An 18,166-nucleotide genomic window follows, 5' to 3' on the forward strand; every position below is an offset into this window, starting at 1 on the left:
ACCAGGGTATCAGCGACGCGGGGAGGTCGCTTCCGGCCACGCTCCGCGCACGGGCCGACACGCGCCACACCCGTGCTCACACGTTCGGACCAGGCGGGTTGTCGGGAGGGGCGCGCGGAACATCATCGTGCGTCGTATCCTGCTCGGACACTCGCTGCCGAGCCAGGCCGGCAAACGGCACCACCCCGCCGGTATTCCTGGGCCAAGAGCTCGTCGGTTCGCCTCGCGAAGACAATCGCTGCAACCATTGACATGCGTGACACGCGACAACTGACGTTCCGCAACGACGCTTTACCAATGATCCTCTGACCGCAAGAACACCGCCCCATCGGGGCGAAGTGGCCGTTCGACTGGAGTTGCACGTGGCCGGGCGCATCGAAGACTACGCACTTATCGGAGACATGCAGACGGCCGCGCTGGTCTGCAGGGACGGCACGGTGGACTGGCTGTGCCTCCCCCGCTTCGACTCCCACGCCGTCTTCGCCGGACTGCTCGGCACGGAGGAGCACGGCTTCTGGCGGCTGGGCCCCGCGCACGCCGCCGACGCCGAACCCCCGAGAGCGGTCCGCCGCCACTACCGCGGCGACTCGCTCATCCTCGAATCCGAGTGGGACACCTCACGCGGCACGGTCCGGGTGACCGATTTCATGCCCCCGCGTGACGGCGCCCCGCAGCTCATCCGGATCGTCGAGGGCGTCACGGGCCGCGTCCCGATGCGCTCCGCCCTGCGGATGCGTTTCTCCTACGGGCGTGTGGTGCCGTGGGTGCACAAGCACGAGGGGCGCACGGTGGCCGTCGCCGGACCCGACTCCGTGTGGTTCGACACGGAGTGCGAGACGTACGGCAAGGCGCTGACGACGTACTCGGACTTCACCGTCGCGCCGGGTGACCGGATCGCGTTCACCATCTCCTGGGAGCCCTCGCACAAGCAGCCGCCCGCGCTGCCCGAGCCGGAGCAGGCCCTGGAGGCCACCGAGGAGTTCTGGCGCGACTGGGTGGCCCAGTGCACGTACCACGGGCCGTACCGCGAGGCCGTGGTCCGCTCGCTGATCACGCTGAAGGCGCTGACGTACGGGCCGACCGGCGGCATCGTGGCCGCCCCCACGACCTCCCTGCCGGAGGAGATCGGCGGGGTCCGCAACTGGGACTACCGCTACACCTGGCTGCGGGACGCGGCGATCACCCTGTCCTCGCTGCTGCGCACCGGCTACCGCGAGGAGGCGCGCGCCTGGCGCGAGTGGCTGCTGCGCGCCGTGGCGGGCGACCCCGAGAACCTGCAGATCATGTACGGCATCGCGGGCGAGCGGGAACTGGGCGAGGCGGAGCTGGACTGGCTGCCGGGCTACGAGAACTCCGGTCCCGTACGCGTCGGGAACGGCGCCGCGAACCAGCTCCAGCTGGACGTCTACGGCGAGGTGACGGAAGCCCTGCACCTGGCCCACATGACGGGTCTGGCCCGCAACGACTACGCCTCGCTCCTCCAGCTCAAGCTGATCCGCTACCTGGAGGACCACTGGGACGAGCCCGACGAGGGCATCTGGGAGGTCCGCGGGCCGCGCCGCCACTTCGTCCACTCGAAGGTGATGGCGTGGGTCGCCGTGGACCGCACGATCAAGCTGATCGAGTCCGGGGACGCGGACGGTCCGCTGGAGAAGTGGCGCGAGCTGCGCGACGACATCCACCGGGACGTGTGCGAGAAGGGCTACGACAAGGAACGCAACACGTTCACGCAGTCGTACGGCTCCAAGGAGCTGGACGCCTCCCTGCTGCTGATCCCGCAGATGGGCTTCCTGCCCCCGGACGACAAGCGCGTGATCGGCACGATCGAGGCCATCCAGCGCGAGCTGTCCACCTCGGACGGCTTCATCCTGCGCTACCCCACCTCCGGTGACGACGCGGGCGTGGACGGCCTGGAGGGCGACGAGGGCGCGTTCCTCGCCTGTTCGTTCTGGATGGCGGACGACCTCGCGATGATCGGCCGGGTGGACGAGGCCCGCAAGCTCTTCGAGAAGCTGCTGGCCCTGCGCAACGACCTGGGTCTCCTCGCGGAGGAGTGGGACCCGGTCCTGCAACGCCAGGTGGGCAACTTCCCGCAGGCGTTCAGCCATGTGCCGCTGATCGACACGGCCCTGCGTCTGACGGCCTCCGGGGCGTACGGCGGCTGACCGGCCCGGTTGACCCCCGTCCGGCGCGTCACGGCAGGTGGCGGACGGGGTAGCGTCCGGTCATGGACAGCCGCACCGACACGCCGGACACGCAGCACAGTGGCGGGATCACCGTGCGGCGGGCCCTGGAGCTGCCCGGACTGCGCGGTGGCCTGCCGGAGATCCTGGCGGGCGCCGACCGTCTCGGCCGCACCGTGCGCTGGGTCCACGCGGGCGAGGTACCGAACATCGCCTCCCTCCTCAAGGGCGGCGAACTGCTCCTGACCACCGGTTACGGGCTCGGCACCCGCCCCGCCGACCAGCGGGCGTTCGTCCGTACGCTGGCCGACCGCGGTATCGCGGCCCTCGTCGTCGAACTGGGGCCGCGCTTCACGAGACTGCCCGCCGCGCTCGTGGAGACGGCACGCACGGCCGGTCTCCCCCTGGTGCAGCTGCACCGCGAGGTGGCGTTCGTGACGGTCACGGAGGAGATCCACACCGAGATCGTCAACGGCCACTACGCCCTGCTCCAGCGCGCCGAGGAGGTCCACCGGCGCTGCACCGAGGCCCTGCTCGGCGGGGGCGGCATCCCCCAGGTCCTCGGTATCCTCGCCGACTTCGCGGGCAACCCCGTCTTCCTGGAGACCCCCGACGGCCAGCTCCTGTACGCCGCCGGGGCCGGCCCCGCGAACGCCGACCCGCTCCAGGTGTGGGAGGGGCTGCGCGGCCCGCACAAGGCCGACCAGCACGGCACAGGTCAGCACGGCGCAGGCCGGCACAGGGCCGGGCCGCCCGCCGGCACGGTCCTCGTGGAGGTGCCCGGCGGCGGACAGGGCGGCGGGCCGGGATCCGTCCGGGCACGGCTGGTCCTCCTGCCCGTGAACTCCCCGCTCGCGCCCGTGCACCGGATCGCGACGGAGCGGGCGGCGGCCGTCCTCGCCGTGGTCCTGATGCAGGCCCGCCAGGAGGAGGAGCTGGCGGCCCGCGGGCGCGGCGACTTCCTCACCGACCTCGCCGAGGGCCGGATCGCGGCCGAGGACGCGCCCGCGCAGGCCCGGGTCCTCGGTTTCAAGCCCGGCGCGAGCCCGCTGCTCCCGGTCGTCATGCGCCTCGCCGACGGGCTGTCCCCCGGCGGCGGCTGGGCGGTGCTGGCGCGGGCGGTCGCCGAGGAGCTGGCCTCGGTGGGCGTACCGGTCCTGCTGGGCGTACGCCCCGTGGAGGGCCGCGTACCGCTGCTGGTGGGGCTGCGTACGGAGTCCGAGCGGCCCGCGGTCGCCGACCGGGTCGCCGCGGCGCTGCGGGCGGGTGTGGAGCGGGCCGGGACACAGCGGCCCGGAGCGCAGCCGCCGGTCGTGGTGGTCGGTGTGGCGGGCGGCTGGGCGGCCGCGTCGGCGGGCCTGCGGCACGCGGCCGAGACCGCAACGGCCGCCCAGGGGCTGTCCGACCGGCCCTGGTACGACGCCCGGCGCCTGGACATCGACCTGCTGCTGTGGCGGCTGCGGGACCATCAGGACCTGGCGGCCTTCGTGGACCGCGCGATCGGCCCCCTGCGCGAGCACGACCAGCGCTCGAAGCCGCCGCTGCTGCCCACTCTGGAGACGTATCTCGCGCACGCGGGCCGCAAGGCGGAGACCGCGCGCGAACTGCACCTCAACCGGCAGACGCTCTACAACCGGCTCGCGCGGATCGGGGAGTTGCTCGGGACGGACCTCGACGACCCGCAGACGGTACTGGCCCTGAGCCTGGCGCTGCGGGCCCGCAGACTCGTGCCGTGAGCCCGGACCACCGCTCGGCCCGGGGTCTCGCACAGGGCGCTAAGGCAGCGGCAGGGGCCGGGTCAGCTCGTCGTACACGCTGAGGACCTGGGCCACCGTCTCGTCCTCGGTCGGCCAGGTGGCCGCCTGACGCGTGCCCCGGTCCTTCAGCCGCTCGCACCGGCCGGGGTCGGCGAGCAGCGCGGTGACGGCCTCGGCGAGCGCCTGCGGGTCGCCGTGCGGGACGAGTTCGGCCGCGTCGCCGACGAGTTCGGGCATGCCCGCGGTGGAAGGCGCGACCAGGGGCACGCGCGCGTGCAGGGCCTCCTGGGCGAACAGGGAGCGCGCCTCCGGGCAGCCGGGCAGCAGGGCGAGGTCCGCGGCGGCGAGCAACTCCCCGATGTCGTCCCGGCGGCCGATGAGCCGTACGGGAAGCCCCTCGTTCTCGATGCGCCGCTGGAGTGTTTCGCGCAGCGGTCCCTCGCCGGCGATCACGAGCAGGGGCAGCGGGTCGAGCCGTCGCCACGCGCGCGCGGCGTCCAGCAGCGTGTCGTACCCGCGGTGCCGGTCGAGGGAGCCGACAGCCATCAGCAACGGCCGGTCGGTCGTGCCGAGTTCCGCGCGCGTCTTGTGCCGCGGTCCGTCGGTCTCCGCTCCCTCGTGCGCGGCGCCGGGCCGTCGTCCGGCAGGCAGCGCGACCGCGGCGAGCCGGGCGTCCCGGGCGCCCCTGCTGCGGGCGCGGTCCACCAGGTCGGACGAGGAGCCGAGGACCACCGACGCGGCCTTCGCCACCCGGCGCTCCAGGGCGCGCAGCAGATGAGCCCGCGCGCCCTCGGCGTACGGGCGGGTGTGCCAGGTGACGACGAGCGGGACGCGCCGTCCGCTGAGCGCGAGCGCGGCCCGCAGCGCGGCGTGCAGCCCGTGCGCGTGGACCAGGTCGGCTTCCCCGCAGACCGCCCGCAACGTGGCCACGGAGGACGGGTCGTTGCGCCTGGGCACATGGACGTGATCGGCGCCGACGCCGGTGAAGCCGTAGGCGTGATCCGCCTCGGCCGGGGCGCACACGGTCACCCGCACGCCCCGTGCGACGAGCCCCGAGGTCAGCGACCGCACATGGGCGCAGCTGCCCGCGCTGCCGCCGCCGAGCACCTGGACGGTACGCAGCGGCGACTGTCCGTGCGGTGCGTGTCCGTGCGGTGAGTGGCTGCTCACGTGGGTCACGTGGCCGTGGCTCCTGGTTCGGCGTCGGGCGGTCACGAAGAAAAGTACCGAAGGAACGGGCGACGGGGGTGTACCGCTCGTCCTGCTCCTAAGGATGCCAGGACGGGGGCGGGTTGCCGACCACCGCGGGGCCGATGCGGGACCGGTGGGACGCATGGGATTCGGACGGGATACGAGCGGGTGCGGGCGAGTTGCGGGCGGTCACTCGCACGAGTGAGGGCCGGGGGATGTCCGAAGACAGTCGGGGGCGGGTGTCGTTCCTGGCGAGCCCCGCTACACGCCCCTTTCGCGCCCCTGCCCGTGCCCGTATCCGCGCCCCTGTCCGTGCCCCTATCCGTCCGCCCGGGCCGTCGCCAGCAGTTCCTCCGCGTGGGCCCGTGCCGTCTCCGAGTCCTCCTGGCCGGCCAGCATCCGGGAGAGCTCACGGATGCGCTCCTCGCCCTCCAGGACCTTCACGCCGGAGCGGGTCACCGAGCCGTCGTTGGTCTTCTCGACCAGCAGCTGCCGGTCGGCGAACGCGGCCACCTGCGGGAGGTGGGTGACGACGACGACCTGCGCGCTCCTGGCGAGCTTCGCGAGGCGCCTGCCGATCTCGACGGCGGCCTTGCCGCCGACACCGGCGTCGACCTCGTCGAAGAGATAGGTCGGCACCGGATCCGTACCCGCGAAGACGACCTCGACGGCGAGCATGACACGCGACAGTTCACCGCCGGACGCGCCCTTGGCGATGGGTCGCGGCGGTGCTCCCGGGTGCGGGGCGAGGAGCAGTTCGACCTCGTCGCACCCTGCGGGCCCGTACGAGACGGCACGTCCGCCGACCTCCACGCCCTCCGGGTCCTCGCTCTGGCGGATCTCGAACGACACGCGCGCGTGCGGCATGGCGAGCGAGGCCAGTTCGGCCGTCACGGCGGCGGCGAAACGCTCGGCGGCCTCCGTACGGGCGTCGGTGAGGGCCTGCGCCAGTCCGCCCAGCTCGGCCCGCAGCGCGTCCCGCTCGGCGGTCAGCTCGCCGATCCGGTCGTCGTCGCCGTCCAGTTCCAGCAGCCGCGCGGCGCTCTGCTCGGCCCAGGTCAGCACGGCGCCGACATCCTCGCCGTACTTGCGGGTCAGCGCGGTGAGCGCGGCACGCCGCTCCTCGACCGCCGCGAGCCGCAGCGGATCCGCGTCGAGGTCGTCGGCGTAGCCCGCCAGCTCCCCCGCCACGTCGCCCAGCAGGATCCCGATCTCCCCGATACGGCCCGCGAGGCCGCCGAGGGCCGCGTCGTGGGACCGTACGGCCTCCAGGGCCCGGTGGGCGCCCGCGACGAGGGTCGTGGCGTCGATGCCCTCCGGGTCCTCCGGATTGCCCGCCAGGGCGGCGTGCGCGACCGTGGCGGCCGACGCGAGCGCCTCCGCGTGCCCGAGCCGCTCGGCCTCGGCCGCGAGCTCCACGTCCTCGCCCGCCCTGGGTTCCACCCCGGCGATCTCGTCGAGCCCGAAGCGCAGCATGTCGGCTTCCTGGGCGCGTTCACGGGCGCGGGTGGTGATCTGGTCCAGCTCGGTGGTGATGGCGCGCAGCCGGCGGTAGGCGCCCGAGTACTTCGCGAGCGGCACGGCGACCGCGTCGCCCGCGTACCGGTCGAGGGCCTGCCGTTGCCGGGACAGCTTGAGCAGCCCCTGCTGATCGGTCTGCCCGTGCACGGCCACCAGGTCGTCGGCGAGTTCGGCGAGCAGGCCCACCGGCACCGACCGCCCGCCGAGATGCGCGCGCGAGCGGCCCTCGGCGGAAACGGTACGGCTGATGAGCAGCGTGCCGTCGTCGAGCTCCGCGCCGGCCTCCTCGGCCCGCACGATCGCAGAGGCGCCGTCGGGGACGGAGATCCGTCCCTCCACGACCGCGCTCTTCGCCCCGATCCGCACCAGGGCGGCGTCGGCGCGTCCACCCATCAGCAGGCCCAGGCTGGTGACCACCATCGTCTTGCCCGCGCCGGTCTCACCGGTGACCGCGGTGAAGCCGGGCGACAGCTCGACCACCGCGTCGTCGATGACTCCGAGCGACCGTATCCGCATCTCCTCCAACACGGACATGACCATACGAGGTTTCTCCCACCCGGCGCGACGCCGCCCCATTCCCTGCACAAACGTCCAGGTGCGACCACCCGGGGTACCCGCCCCCCTGAAGGCTCAAAAGCTGGGGCGCAGCCCCGCTTTTGAGGGGCGCGGGGAACTGCGCGGCCCGCCCCCACCGGGCCCGCAGGTTCGTCACCTGCCTGGCGGCGGAGCCCCTAGTGGGGCGCACCCCGCCACCCGGCGACGGGCAGCGCGAACTTCGCCACCAGCCGGTCGGTGAACGAAGCATGGTGCAACCGAGCCAACCGCACCGGCACCGCCCCGCGCCGAACCTCCACCCGAGCCCCCGGCGGCAGCTCGATCGTGCGCCGCCCGTCACACCACAGCACCCCCGGCGGAATGTGCGGCAGGATCTCCACCGCGAGCACCGAGTTCGGCGAGGTCACCAGCGGCTTCGCGAACAGCGCGTGCGCGCTGATCGGCACCATGAGCAGCGCCTCGACCTCCGGCCACACCACGGGCCCGCCCGCGGAGAACGCGTACGCCGTGGAGCCGGTCGGCGTCGACAGGACGATCCCGTCGCAGCCGAAGCCGGTCACCGGCCGCCCGTCGATCTCCAGGACCACTTCGAGCAGCTTCTCGGCGCCGGCCTTCTGCACGGCGGCCTCGTTGAGCGCCCAGTCCGTGTGCACGACGTCGCCGTTGCTGTGCACGACGACGTCGACGGTCATGCGCTCCTCGACCTCGTACGCCCTCGTCACGACCCGGTCGACGACCTTGTCGAGGTCGTCGCGCTCGGCCTCCGCGAGGAAGCCGACGCGCCCGAGGTTGACGCCGAGCATCGGCACACCGGACGCGCGGGCGAACTCGGCACCGCGCAGCAGCGTGCCGTCGCCGCCGAGGACGATCAGCAGCTCACATCCGTCGAGGCACTCCGGAGTCGCCTCCTTGACGAGCTCCACGGTCGGCGGCAGCGGCAGGTCGGCCGCCTCCGCCTCCAGGACGCGTACGCCGAGGCCGGAGCGCAGCAGCCCCTCGACGACGAGCTCGGCACTGCGGATGGCCGCGGGCCGTCCGGTGTGGGCGAGCAGGAAAACTGTACGAGATCGGGTGTCGGTCAACGCGGCCCCTCCGCCACTGCACGGTCAACATCGGCCGGGTCCAGTGCGGGTGCCCCGGCACGCAGCCACAGAAAGTACTCGACATTCCCCGAGGGTCCGGGCAGCGGACTGGCCGTCACACCCTTCACCCCGAGCCCCAGTTCGCCCGCCTGGCGGGCCACACCGCGCACGGCGTCCGCCCGCAGCTCGGGGCTGCGGACGACGCCGCCGCTCCCGAGCCGTTCCCTGCCCACCTCGAACTGCGGCTTGACCATCATCACCAGGTCGGCATCGGGTGCCGCGCACCGCACAAGGGCGGGCAGCACCAGGCCGAGCGGGATGAAGGACAAATCACCGACTACAAGATCCACCGGCTCCCCATCGATCGCCTCCAACGTCAACTCGCGTACGTTCGTACGGTCCTTGACGGTGACGCGTTCATCACTTCGGAGAGACCACGCCAACTGCCCGTAGCCGACGTCCACGGCGAGGACGTGCGAGACGCCCGCGCGCAGCAGCACATCGGTGAACCCGCCGGTCGAGGCGCCGGCGTCCAGCGCCCGCCGCCCCTGGACCTCCAGGCCCAGCGGTACGAAGGCCTCCAGGGCCCCGGCGAGCTTGTGGCCGCCGCGCGAGACGTAGTCCGGGTCGTCGTCGTCCTGGCTGACCAGGATGGGGGCCGCGGTCTCCACCTGGGTGGCGGGTTTGGTCGCGAGGTTCTTGCCGACGGTGACGCGTCCGGCGGCGATCAGCTGTCCGGCGTGCTCGCGCGAGCGGGCGAGCTTGCGTCGGACCAGCTCGGCGTCGAGGCGGCGTCGTGCCACTCCTGCCACGTTCGGTTCAGCTCCTGTTGCTGTTGCTGTAGCTGTTGCCAGCGCTGTAGTTGCTGTCATTGCTGCTGCTGTTCGGCGCCGGGGGCGCCGGAGGCCCCGGGCGGGCGTCGAGCTCGGTGAGCGCGTCGCGCAGCCCCCGGTGCACATCCTCGTACACCTCCACGTGGCCGCCCGTGTCGAGGTGGTCCGCGTCGGCCAGCCGGTCCAGCAGGGCGTCGACCCCGGCGTCACCCGTGGGTGCGCGCGGCACGGACAGCGGGGCGGGGGCGGCGGGGTCGTACTCGGGCCGGGCGTCGGGGTCCGGCCGGGCACCGGACCCGGCGTGCGGCTCCGTCTCCGGCTCAGTACCGAAAGGCTCCGTACCGAAAGGCTCCGTACCGGAGGGTTCCGTACCGGGGCTGTCGGTCTCCGGGCCGGTCATGGACTCGCTCATGCCCCGACGCTACCGCGAAGCGCTGAGGTACCGTCGATCACGATGGCGACGATCGAGGAGTGCCGCAGCGCACTCGACAAACTCTCGGACAACATGGCCGGCGCGAACGGTGACGTACAGAGCGCGGTCGCGTTGGACCGCTCCCTGAGCTGCCGTATCACCGACCTGGACATCACCTTCGTGGGCCGTCTGCGGGACGGCCGGATCGTGGTGCTCGACACGGTCGAGGGCCCGCCGCCCGAAAAGGCCGAGATCCGGCTCGCGATGACCGGCGACGACCTGGTCGCGATGGTCGACGGCGAGCTGCATTTCGCGAAGGCCTGGGGCTCGGGCCGCGTCAAGCTCGAAGCGGGCCTGCGCGACCTGATGCGGCTCAGAAAGCTGCTCTGACCTCCACCCGGCCCGCCCTGCTCAGCCCTTGCCGACACCGACGGACGGGACGCCGACAGACTTGACGGCGGCCGTACGGGCTTTGCGCGCCGCCGGCACCACCAGCGGTGTGCCCGTCTCCGGGTCGTCGATGACCTGGCAGCGCAGCCCGAAGACCTCCTCGACCAGTTCGGCCGTGACGATGTCCGCCGGGGCGCCCTCCGCGATCACCGCGCCCTCGCGCAGGGCGATCAGATGGGTGGCGTAGCGGGCGGCGTGGTTGAGGTCGTGCAGTACGGCCACCAGGGTGCGCCCCTGTTCCTCGTGGAGTTCGGCACACAGGTCGAGTACGTCGATCTGGTGCTGGATGTCGAGGAAGGTCGTCGGTTCGTCGAGCAGCAGCAGCGGTGTCTGCTGGGCGAGCGCCATGGCGATCCACACGCGCTGGCGCTGTCCTCCGGAGAGCTCGTCGACATACCGGTCGGCCAGTTCGGCGACCCCGGTGGCGGTCATGGACTCCCGTACGATCCGCTCGTCGTCGGTGGACCACTGGCGCAGCAGCCCCTGGTGCGGGTAGCGGCCGCGCCCCACGAGGTCGCCGACGGTGATCCCGTCCGGCGCGATCGACGACTGCGGGAGCAGTCCGAGCGTCCTCGCCACCTTCCTCGCGGGCATCGACTGGATGGCCTGGCCGTCGAGAAGGACCCGGCCCTGCCGCGGCTTCAGCATGCGGGACAGGGCGCGCAGGAGGGTGGACTTGCCGCAGGCGTTGGGGCCGACGATCACCGTGAACGAGTTGTCCGGTATCTCGACCGACAGCCGCTCGGCGATGACGCGCTGGTCATAGGCGAGGGTGACGTCCTCGGCGGACAGGCGGCTCACGGTGCTCCTTCGGTGGTTCGGCCCCGTACGTGTCGTGCGTGTCGTACGTGTCTCGCCGTCGGTGTCAGCGTCGGTGCGGGCGTGGGCGTCGGGATTCATATGCGGCCCGCCTTGCGTTCGGTGACCAGGAGCCACAGCAGGTAGACGCCGCCGAGGATGCCGGTGACCACGCCGACGGGCAGCTGGTCGGCTCCGAAGACCCGCTGCGAGGCCCAGTCCGCGACGACCAGGAGCGTGGCGCCCATGCACATCGCCGGTACCAGGTTGGGTCCCGGTGAGCAGGTCAGGCGCCGGGCGAGCTGTGGCGCGGTGAGCGCGACGAAGCCGACCGGGCCCGCGGCGGCGGTGGCCGACGCGGTGAGCAGCACGGCGGCGACCAGGAGCAGCAGCCGCGTCCGCTCGACGCGCACACCGAGCGCGTACGCCACGTCGTCGCCCATCTCCAGCATCCGCAGGGCGCGCGCGTTACCGAGGACCAGTGGTACGAGTACGGCGCACAGGCCGAGCAGGGGCCAGACCTGCTCCCAGTCGCGGCCGTTGAGGGAGCCGGTCATCCAGACGACCGCGCGGGTCGCGTCGACCAGGTCAGCCTTGGTGATCAGATAGCCGTTGACGGCCGTGACGATCGCGGAGACACCGATACCGACCAGGACCAGCCGGTATCCGTGCACGCCCCGCTTCCAGGCGAGCAGATAGATGGCGAGGCCGGTCACCAGTCCGCCGATCAGCGCCCCAACGGTGACCTGCCTGGCGGTCCCGGAGAACAGCACGATCATCACGAGCGCGCCGGCCGTCGAACCCTGCCCGAGGCCGAGCACGTCCGGACTGCCCAGCGGGTTGCGGGAGATGGCCTGGAAGAGCGCGCCGCCGAGTCCGAGCGACGCGCCGACCAGGAGCCCCACCAGGACGCGCGGCAGCCGCAGTTCGTTGACGATGAACTCCTGGCCCGCGTCTCCGTTGCCGAGCAGCGTCCGGACGACGTCACCGGCGGAGATCGGGAAGTCGCCGGTGCCGATGAGCACGACGCCGGCGGTGAGGGCCGCCACCAGCAGCAGGACGACGACCGTGAACGCGCGGACGTCGACCCGGACCGACAGCCCGCCGACGGTACGGACCGTACGGCCGCGGGAGACCCGGGCGGGCGCCGCCTGCGCGGTCTCGGCCTGGTCGCGTGGGGCCTGCTTGCGTGGGGCCTTCACAGCTGTGCCGTCCTCCGCCGTCGTACGAGAAAGATGAAGACCGGGCCACCGAGGATCGCGGTGACGATGCCGACCTGGAGTTCCGCGGGCCGTGCCACGATCCGGCCGATCACGTCGGCGCCGAGCAGCAGCACCGGCGACAGCACGGTGGCGTACGGCAGGATCCAGCGGAGGTCGGGCCCGGTGAAGGACCGCACGACGTGCGGGACCATCAGCCCCACGAAGACGATCGGCCCGCAGGCGGCGGTCGCTGCCCCGCACAGCACCGTGGCGGCGGCCATGGACAGGGCGCGGGTGCGGTTCAGATGCGCGCCCAGCGCTCGGGCGGTGTCGTCGCCCATGGCCATGGCGTTCAGCGGCCGGGCGAGGGCCAGCGCGAGGACCGTACCGGCCGCGAGGAACGGCAGCACCTGCCAGATGATGTCGCTGGTCGCCGAGGCCAGCGAACCGACCGTCCAGAAGCGCATCTTGCCGAGCGCCGCCTCGTCCGTGATCATCACGGCCTGGAGATAGCCGTAGAGCGCGGCGCTGATCGCGGTACCGGCCAGGGCAAGCCGCACCGGAGTGGCGCCCCGGCTGCCGCCGAGGAAGAACACGAGCACGCCGACCGCGGCCGCGCCCGCGAAGGCGAACCACACATAGCCGTTCAGCGAGGTGACACCGAAGAAGGTGATCGCCGTGACGACCGCGGCGGACGCGCCCGCGTTGATGCCGAGCAGCCCCGGGTCGGCGAGCGGGTTGCGGGTGAGCGCCTGGAGCACGGCCCCGGCGAGGCCGAGCGCGGCGCCGACGAGCAGCCCGAGGACCGTACGCGACAGCCGCTCCCCCACCACGACGTCGCCGTACGTACCGGAGTCCTGGAACAGGCCGTGCCAGACCTGTTCCAGGGACAGCTCTTTCGCGCCGATGGCGATGCTCGCCACGGCGACGAGCACCAGCACGACGAGGGACACCAGGAGCCCTGCGGCTCGGACCGCCCGGCGCCTCGGGGGCGCGGGGGCGGTCTCCGCGCTCGGTTCGGGGGGACTGTCGACCAACACGGCAGTTAGGTTAGCCTAACTTGCATTGTGCTTCGATCGGCGGTCGCCCGGCGGTCGCCGTGACCAGGCCCCGTGAGGACCTTGAGCCGCCCTCAGAGCCCCAGCCGGGCCAGCGCCTTGCCTCCGTCCAGCTCACAGGCCGCGTCGCCGCCCGCCGTCCAGGCAGCGGCACACAGCGCCCTCAGCCCGTCCATGGGCTCGCCGTCACCGTCCAGTTCCAGCCTCTCGCCAGCCGCCGTCGCCGTGTAACCCCCGCACCGGAAGCCGTCGCCCGCCTCGACGACCTCGGGCTGCCCGGTCAGCATCCCCCGCAGATCGGCGTCGACATAGGTCGGCCGGTGCTGCGGAGGCGCGGCGAGAAGCTGCGCCCCGTCGGTCACTCCGGTGAGGACGAGCAACGAGTCCACCTCGCCGTTGAACGCGCCCTCGATGTCCGTGTCGAGCCGGTCCCCGACGACCAGCGGACGCTTCGCCCCGGTCCTCAGGATCGTCTCGCGGTGCATCGGGGGCAGCGGCTTGCCCGCCACCTGCGGCTCGGCACCCGTGGCGATCCGTACGACCTCCACGGCCGCCCCGTTGCCCGGCGCGATGCCACGGGCGCCGGGGATCGTCAGGTCGGTGTTGGACGCGAACCACGGGACCCCGCGCGCGATGGCGTAACAGGCCTCCGCGAAGCGCCCCCACGCCAGGTCGGGGCCGCCGAATCCCTGCACGACGGCCGCCGGGTCGTCGTCGGCCGACTCGACGGGCTCAAGGCCGCGCTCGCGCAGCGCGACGCGCAGTCCCTCCCCGCCGATCACCAGCACGCGCGCGCCCTGCGGCAGCTGCTCGCTGATCAGCCGGGCCACGGCCTGCGCCGAGGTGATGACGTCCGACGCCTCGGTCGCTATGCCCAGCTCCGTGAGGTGTTCCGCGACGTGGTCGGGCGTGCGCAGCGCGTTGTTCGTGACGTACGCGAGGCGCATCCCGCCCGTGTGGGCCGTGCCGAGCGACTCGACCGCGTGCGCGATCGCGTTGCCACCCGCGTACACCACGCCGTCCAGGTCGAGCAGCGCAGTGTCGTACGCCTCGCTCAGGGCCCTGTCACTGCCCTCGGGCCGCGTCCTGGCGGTCTGGCTCATTACGCATCGCTCCTCGTTCGGTCTCTTTCCCCCGATCATCGCTCATGGCACTGACACACTTACGATGCATCAATGAACACGGCAGGTACCGCGGACGTACCGGCACGCATGGGCCTTGACCTCACCCCGTTCCGGGGCCTGCGCTACGACCCCGACCGGGTCGGCAGCCTCTCCGCAGTCACATCCCCGCCGTACGACGTGGTCGTACGGCCCGACGGCCTGCACCATCTGGAGTCGGCGGACCCGCACAACATCGTCCGTCTGATCCTGCCGCAGGCCCCCACTCCCGGCATCCGCAACGAACAGGCGGCGGACACCCTGCACCGTTGGGTGTCCGAGGGCGTCCTGAGAACCGACTCCCGGCCGGGCCTGTACGTCTACGAGCAGCGGGACGACGAGGGCATGTTCCAGCGGGGCGTCATCGGTGCCCTGCGGCTGTCGGAGCCGTCGGAGGGCGTGGTGCTGCCGCACGAGGACGTCATGCCGCACGTCGTCGCGGACCGCGCGGCCCTCATGCGGGCCACCTCCGCGAACCTCGAACCCCTGCTGCTGACCTACCGGGGCGACGACGCGGTCTCCGGTACGACGGCCGTCATCGAGCGCACCGCGAAACATCCGCCCCTGTTGTCGACCACCACGGAGGACGGCTTCAGCCACCGTCTGTGGGCCGTCACCCATGAGGCCGACCTCGCCGAGGTCCACGCGGACCTGGCCGGCCGCCAGGCGCTCATCGCGGACGGCCACCACCGCTGGGCGACCTATCTGCGGGTACGCGGGGAGCACCCTTCCCCCAGCCCCTGGGACTACGGCCTGGTACTCCTGGTGGACACCGTGCGTCACCCCCTCCGGGTGCGCGCCATCCACCGGCTCCTGCACCGCCTCCCGGTGCCGGAAGCCCTCGCGGCCCTGGACGGCGCCTTCCGCGTACGCCGCCTCGACGGCCCCCTCTCCGAGGCTCTGTCGGCCCTCTCCGTAGCGACCGCCGAGGGAAATGCGTTCCTCCTTGCGGGCGACGGCTCCTTCCACCTGGTCGACCGCCCCTCCCCCGACCTCCTCGCCCGTACGATCCCGCCGGACCCCCCGCAGGCCTGGCGCACCCTCGACGCGACGGTCCTGCACGCCACGCTCCTCGACCATGTGTGGCGGATCCCGGACGTCCCGGAGCACATCGCCTACATCCACGACACGGCCGCCACGGTCGCCAAGGCGGAGCGCGACGGCGGCACGGCCGTCCTGATGCACCCGGTCCGCGAGGAGGTCGTACGCGAGCTGGCGAGCCAGGGCGTCACGATGCCCCGCAAGTCCACGTCCTTCGGCCCGAAGCCGGCGTCGGGCCTGGTCCTGCGCGCACTCCTCTGACACGGCCCGCCCCGGAAACACGAACGGGCGGGACTCCCCTCAGGGAATCCCGCCCGTGTGTTCCTACCTGTCGACCTCAGTCCGTCCGGTCGCCCTCGGCCTTGTCGCCGGTCGGCGCCTCGGGGGTCACGGCCTCCGGAGCGCCGTGGTCAGCACCGACACCATCTCCGTCGACATCGCCGTCGTCGGCAAGGTCGTCATCAAGGTCGTCGTCGAGGTCGCTGTCACTGTCGAGCTCCTGCGCTTCCACGTCCTCGACGACTGCGGCCTCCGCCTCGTTCTCGTCGTCGACGAGTGCGTCCACGAACTCGACACCGTCGAGTTCCGCGAGACGGTCCGAGGCGTCCGTGCTGCCGTCCTTGTCGGACTCGACGGCCTTGGCGAACCACTCACGGGCCTCGCCCTCACGGCCGGCGGCGAGAAGCGCGTCGGCGTACGCGTAACGCAGCCGCGCGGTCCAGGGCTGGACGGAGTTGGAGGCCAGCTCGGGGCTCTGCAGCGTGACGATGGCCGCTTCGAGCTGGTCCATGTCCCGTCGCGCACCGGCCGCCACGAGCCGCATCTCGACCTGGCCGGCCTTGTCGAGCTTCTGCACCTCGGGGGCGCCGGCCATGTCGAGCGCCTTCTCGGGGCGCCCCAGGCCCCGCTCGCAGTCCGCCATGACGGGCCACAGGTCGACGTTGCCGGTCATGCGCCGCGCGGCCCTGAACTCGGCGAGCGCCTCGCTGTACTTCTGGGTCGCGTACGCCGCGAAACCGGCCGCCTCCCGCACGGCAGCGACGCGAGAGGCGAGCCGCAGCGCGACCCTGGAGTAGCCGTACGCGCCTTCGGGGTCCTCGTCGATGAGCCGGGCCACCATGACCAGGTTCCGGGAGACGTCGTCGGCGAGTCCCTTCGGCAGGCTCATGAGCTCCTGGCGTACGTCCTTGTCGATCTCCTCGCCCGTGACGTCGTCCGGGATCGGCAGGCGCTTGATCGGCTCACGGTCACGGTCCCGCTCGTCGCGGAAACGGCCTCCGCCGCCGCTGCGGTCGCCTCCACGGTCGTCGCGCCCACGGAACCCACCACCACTGGGGCGGCCACGGCTGTCGTCGCGGCGGGGTCCGCCACGGCCACGGTCGTCGCGCCCGCCTCGGTCGTCCCGGCCACGGAACCCACCGCGGTCGCCACCACGGTTGTCGTCACGGTTGAAACCGCCACGATCGCCACCGCCCCGGTTGTCGTCGCGCCGGAAGGCCGGACGGTCGCTGCCACCCCGGTTGTCATCGCGGCGGTCGTCACGGCGGAAGGCCGGACGGTCGTTGTCGCGGCGCGGGGCACCACGGTCGTCGTCGCGCCGGAACGCGGGACGGTCACTGCCGCCCCGGTTGTCGTCACGTCGGAACGCGGGACGGTCGCCGCCACCGCGGTTGTCGTCACGGCGGTCATCACGGCGGAACGGCGGACGGTCGTTGTCACGGCGCGGGGCACCACGGTCACGGTCGTCGCGGCGGTCATCGCGCCCACGGAAGCCACCGCGGTCGTCGTCACGTCGGAACGCAGGACGGTCGCTGCCGCCCCGGTTGTCATCGCGGCGGTCGTCGCGACGGAACGCCGGACGGTCATTGTCACGACGCGGAGCACCCCGATCGTCGTCACGCCGGAACGCAGGACGGTCACTGCCGCCACGGTTGTCGTCACGCCGGAAACCGCCGCGGTCGCCACCGCCACTGCGGTCGTCACGGCCACGGAAGCCACCGCGGTCGCCGCCGCCGCGGTTGTCGTCGCGGCGGAAACCACCACGGTCACCGCCACCGCGGTTGTCGTCACGGCGGTCGTCGCGACGGAACGCCGGACGGTCATTGTCACGACGCGGGGCGCCACGCTCGTCGTCGCGCCGGAACGCGGGACGGTCACTGCCGCCCCGGTTGTCATCTCGCCGGAACGGGGGACGGTCGCCACCACCACGGCTGTCGTCACGGCGGAAGCCGCCACGGTCGCCACCGCCGCGGTTGTCGTCACGGCGGTCGTCGCGGCGGAACGGCGGCCGGTCGTTGTCACGACGCGGAGCACCGCGGTCACGGTCGTCACGGCTCGGCCCGCTGGGCCGGTCGTCACGACGGAACGGGGGACGGCTCCCACCACCGCGGTTGTCGTCACGCCGGAAACCACCACGGTCGCCACCGCCGCCGCCACGGTTGTCGTCGCGGCGGAATGCACCACGGTCACCGCCACCGCGGTTGTCGTCGCGGCGGTTGTCGTCGCGGCGGAAGGCCGGCCGGTCACCGTCACGCCGCGGAGCACCGCGCTCATCGTCACGACGGAACGGCGGACGGGCGCCACCGCCACGGTTGTCGTCACGCCTGCCGGCTCCGCCACGGTCGTTGTCGCGGCTCGGGCCTCCGCGGTAGCCGCCGCGGTCACCACTGTCCCGGCGTCGCTGATCGCGCTCCGGTCGCTCGTCGGGAGAGTTGGTGGACATGGGTGACTCCTGTCATCGGTACCGCAAGTCATTCTCGCGCAGCCGGGTACCCGGCGCGCTTCGGGAAAACAAAAAAGGACCTCTGGTCCCAGCGAGTCGCTGGGACCAGAGGTCCTCAAAGATTGTTCGGCGGCGTCCTACTCTCCCACAGGGTCCCCCCTGCAGTACCATCGGCGCTGTAAGGCTTAGCTTCCGGGTTCG

At 72.5% G+C, this 18,166-nt stretch carries 14 protein-coding genes, 1 rRNA gene and 1 pseudogene; 4 read left to right on the forward strand and 12 right to left on the reverse strand.

Going from position 1 to position 18,166, the window contains the following annotated elements; all coding sequences use genetic code 11:
* Positions 1–362 precede the first annotated feature (362 nt).
* On the forward strand, positions 363–2,165 hold the full coding sequence (locus C6Y14_RS36615) for a glycoside hydrolase family 15 protein (RefSeq protein WP_199854992.1): 1,803 nt from the start codon (positions 363–365) through the stop codon (positions 2,163–2,165).
* Positions 2,166–2,227: 62 nt separating this feature from the next.
* Positions 2,228–3,919, forward strand: a complete 1,692-nt coding sequence (locus C6Y14_RS36620; RefSeq protein ID WP_107021201.1) for a PucR family transcriptional regulator — start codon at positions 2,228–2,230, stop codon at positions 3,917–3,919.
* 39 nt (positions 3,920–3,958) lie between these two features.
* Here the strand turns inward: C6Y14_RS36620 and C6Y14_RS36625 are convergent, their stop codons facing one another.
* From C6Y14_RS36625 to C6Y14_RS36645, 5 genes are all read right to left on the reverse strand, one after another.
* Positions 3,959–5,119: a glycosyltransferase family 4 protein gene (locus C6Y14_RS36625; RefSeq protein ID WP_107021202.1), complete on the reverse strand. Its 1,161-nt coding sequence runs from the start codon at positions 5,117–5,119 to the stop codon at positions 3,959–3,961.
* A gap of 330 nt (positions 5,120–5,449) precedes the next feature.
* Positions 5,450–7,192, reverse strand: a complete 1,743-nt coding sequence (gene recN / locus C6Y14_RS36630; RefSeq protein ID WP_199854990.1) for a DNA repair protein RecN — start codon at positions 7,190–7,192, stop codon at positions 5,450–5,452.
* Positions 7,193–7,383: 191 nt separating this feature from the next.
* Complete coding sequence (locus C6Y14_RS36635; protein ID WP_107021203.1) at positions 7,384–8,289, reverse strand: NAD kinase; 906 nt, start codon at positions 8,287–8,289, stop codon at positions 7,384–7,386.
* On the reverse strand, positions 8,286–9,101 hold the full coding sequence (locus tag C6Y14_RS36640; RefSeq protein WP_107021204.1) for a TlyA family RNA methyltransferase: 816 nt from the start codon (positions 9,099–9,101) through the stop codon (positions 8,286–8,288). Before C6Y14_RS36640 ends, C6Y14_RS36635 begins: the two co-directional genes overlap by 4 nt.
* Before the next feature lie 7 nt (positions 9,102–9,108).
* Entirely contained in the window at positions 9,109–9,522 is a 414-nt protein-coding gene (locus C6Y14_RS36645) for a hypothetical protein (RefSeq protein WP_404828878.1), read from the reverse strand.
* A 54-nt stretch (positions 9,523–9,576) separates the two neighbouring features.
* Here C6Y14_RS36645 and C6Y14_RS36650 point away from each other — a divergent pair, with 54 nt between their 5' ends.
* Positions 9,577–9,924 (forward strand): SCP2 sterol-binding domain-containing protein, encoded by a 348-nt coding sequence (locus tag C6Y14_RS36650; RefSeq protein WP_107021206.1) that lies wholly within the window; start codon positions 9,577–9,579, stop codon positions 9,922–9,924.
* A gap of 21 nt (positions 9,925–9,945) precedes the next feature.
* Here the strand turns inward: C6Y14_RS36650 and C6Y14_RS36655 are convergent, their stop codons facing one another.
* The 4 genes from C6Y14_RS36655 to C6Y14_RS36670 form a co-directional block, all read right to left on the reverse strand.
* Entirely contained in the window at positions 9,946–10,920 is a 975-nt protein-coding gene (locus C6Y14_RS36655) for an ABC transporter ATP-binding protein (RefSeq protein ID WP_225891457.1), read from the reverse strand.
* Positions 10,881–11,882, reverse strand: coding sequence for a FecCD family ABC transporter permease (locus tag C6Y14_RS36660; RefSeq protein WP_225891459.1), 1,002 nt, complete (start codon positions 11,880–11,882; stop codon positions 10,881–10,883). Before C6Y14_RS36660 ends, C6Y14_RS36655 begins: the two co-directional genes overlap by 40 nt.
* A 98-nt stretch (positions 11,883–11,980) precedes the next feature.
* Positions 11,981–13,024, reverse strand: a complete 1,044-nt coding sequence (locus tag C6Y14_RS36665) for a FecCD family ABC transporter permease (RefSeq protein ID WP_107021208.1) — start codon at positions 13,022–13,024, stop codon at positions 11,981–11,983.
* Between the two features lie 92 nt (positions 13,025–13,116).
* Positions 13,117–14,145 carry an HAD hydrolase-like protein gene (locus C6Y14_RS36670; protein WP_107021209.1) on the reverse strand — a complete coding sequence of 343 codons (1,029 nt, stop codon included), beginning with the start codon at positions 14,143–14,145 and terminating at the stop codon, positions 13,117–13,119.
* Positions 14,146–14,217: 72 nt separating this feature from the next.
* Here C6Y14_RS36670 and C6Y14_RS36675 point away from each other — a divergent pair, with 72 nt between their 5' ends.
* Positions 14,218–15,504: a DUF1015 domain-containing protein gene (locus tag C6Y14_RS36675; protein ID WP_107021210.1), complete on the forward strand. Its 1,287-nt coding sequence runs from the start codon at positions 14,218–14,220 to the stop codon at positions 15,502–15,504.
* A 76-nt stretch (positions 15,505–15,580) separates the two neighbouring features.
* On the opposite strand, the gene C6Y14_RS36680 is transcribed toward C6Y14_RS36675, so the two are convergent.
* The 3 genes and pseudogenes from C6Y14_RS36680 to rrf all read right to left on the reverse strand — a co-directional run.
* On the reverse strand, positions 15,581–16,411 hold the full coding sequence (locus C6Y14_RS36680; protein ID WP_107021211.1) for a tetratricopeptide repeat protein: 831 nt from the start codon (positions 16,409–16,411) through the stop codon (positions 15,581–15,583).
* 342 nt (positions 16,412–16,753) lie between these two features.
* Positions 16,754–17,344: pseudogene (locus C6Y14_RS46050) on the reverse strand (DEAD/DEAH box helicase); the annotation flags it as partial.
* Positions 17,345–18,089: 745 nt separating this feature from the next.
* Positions 18,090–18,166, reverse strand: a 5S ribosomal RNA gene (gene rrf / locus C6Y14_RS36690); the annotation flags it as partial.

Origin of the sequence: Streptomyces dioscori (genome assembly GCF_003024195.1) — a bacterium.
GTDB lineage: Bacteria > Actinomycetota > Actinomycetes > Streptomycetales > Streptomycetaceae > Streptomyces > Streptomyces dioscori.

Bases quoted from the DNA above. Each gene is read 5' to 3' on its own strand.
- C6Y14_RS36620 (WP_107021201.1), top strand. From the start codon at position 2,228: ATGGACAGCCGCACCGACACGCCGGACACGCAGCACAGTGGCGGGATC.
- recN (WP_199854990.1), bottom strand. From the start codon at position 7,192: ATGGTCATGTCCGTGTTGGAGGAGATGCGGATACGGTCGCTCGGAGTC.
- C6Y14_RS36645 (WP_404828878.1), bottom strand. From the start codon at position 9,522: ATGACCGGCCCGGAGACCGACAGCCCCGGTACGGAACCCTCCGGTACG.
- C6Y14_RS36650 (WP_107021206.1), top strand. From the start codon at position 9,577: ATGGCGACGATCGAGGAGTGCCGCAGCGCACTCGACAAACTCTCGGAC.
- C6Y14_RS36670 (WP_107021209.1), bottom strand. From the start codon at position 14,145: ATGAGCCAGACCGCCAGGACGCGGCCCGAGGGCAGTGACAGGGCCCTG.
- C6Y14_RS36675 (WP_107021210.1), top strand. From the start codon at position 14,218: ATGAACACGGCAGGTACCGCGGACGTACCGGCACGCATGGGCCTTGAC.
- C6Y14_RS36680 (WP_107021211.1), bottom strand. From the start codon at position 16,411: ATGAGCCTGCCGAAGGGACTCGCCGACGACGTCTCCCGGAACCTGGTC.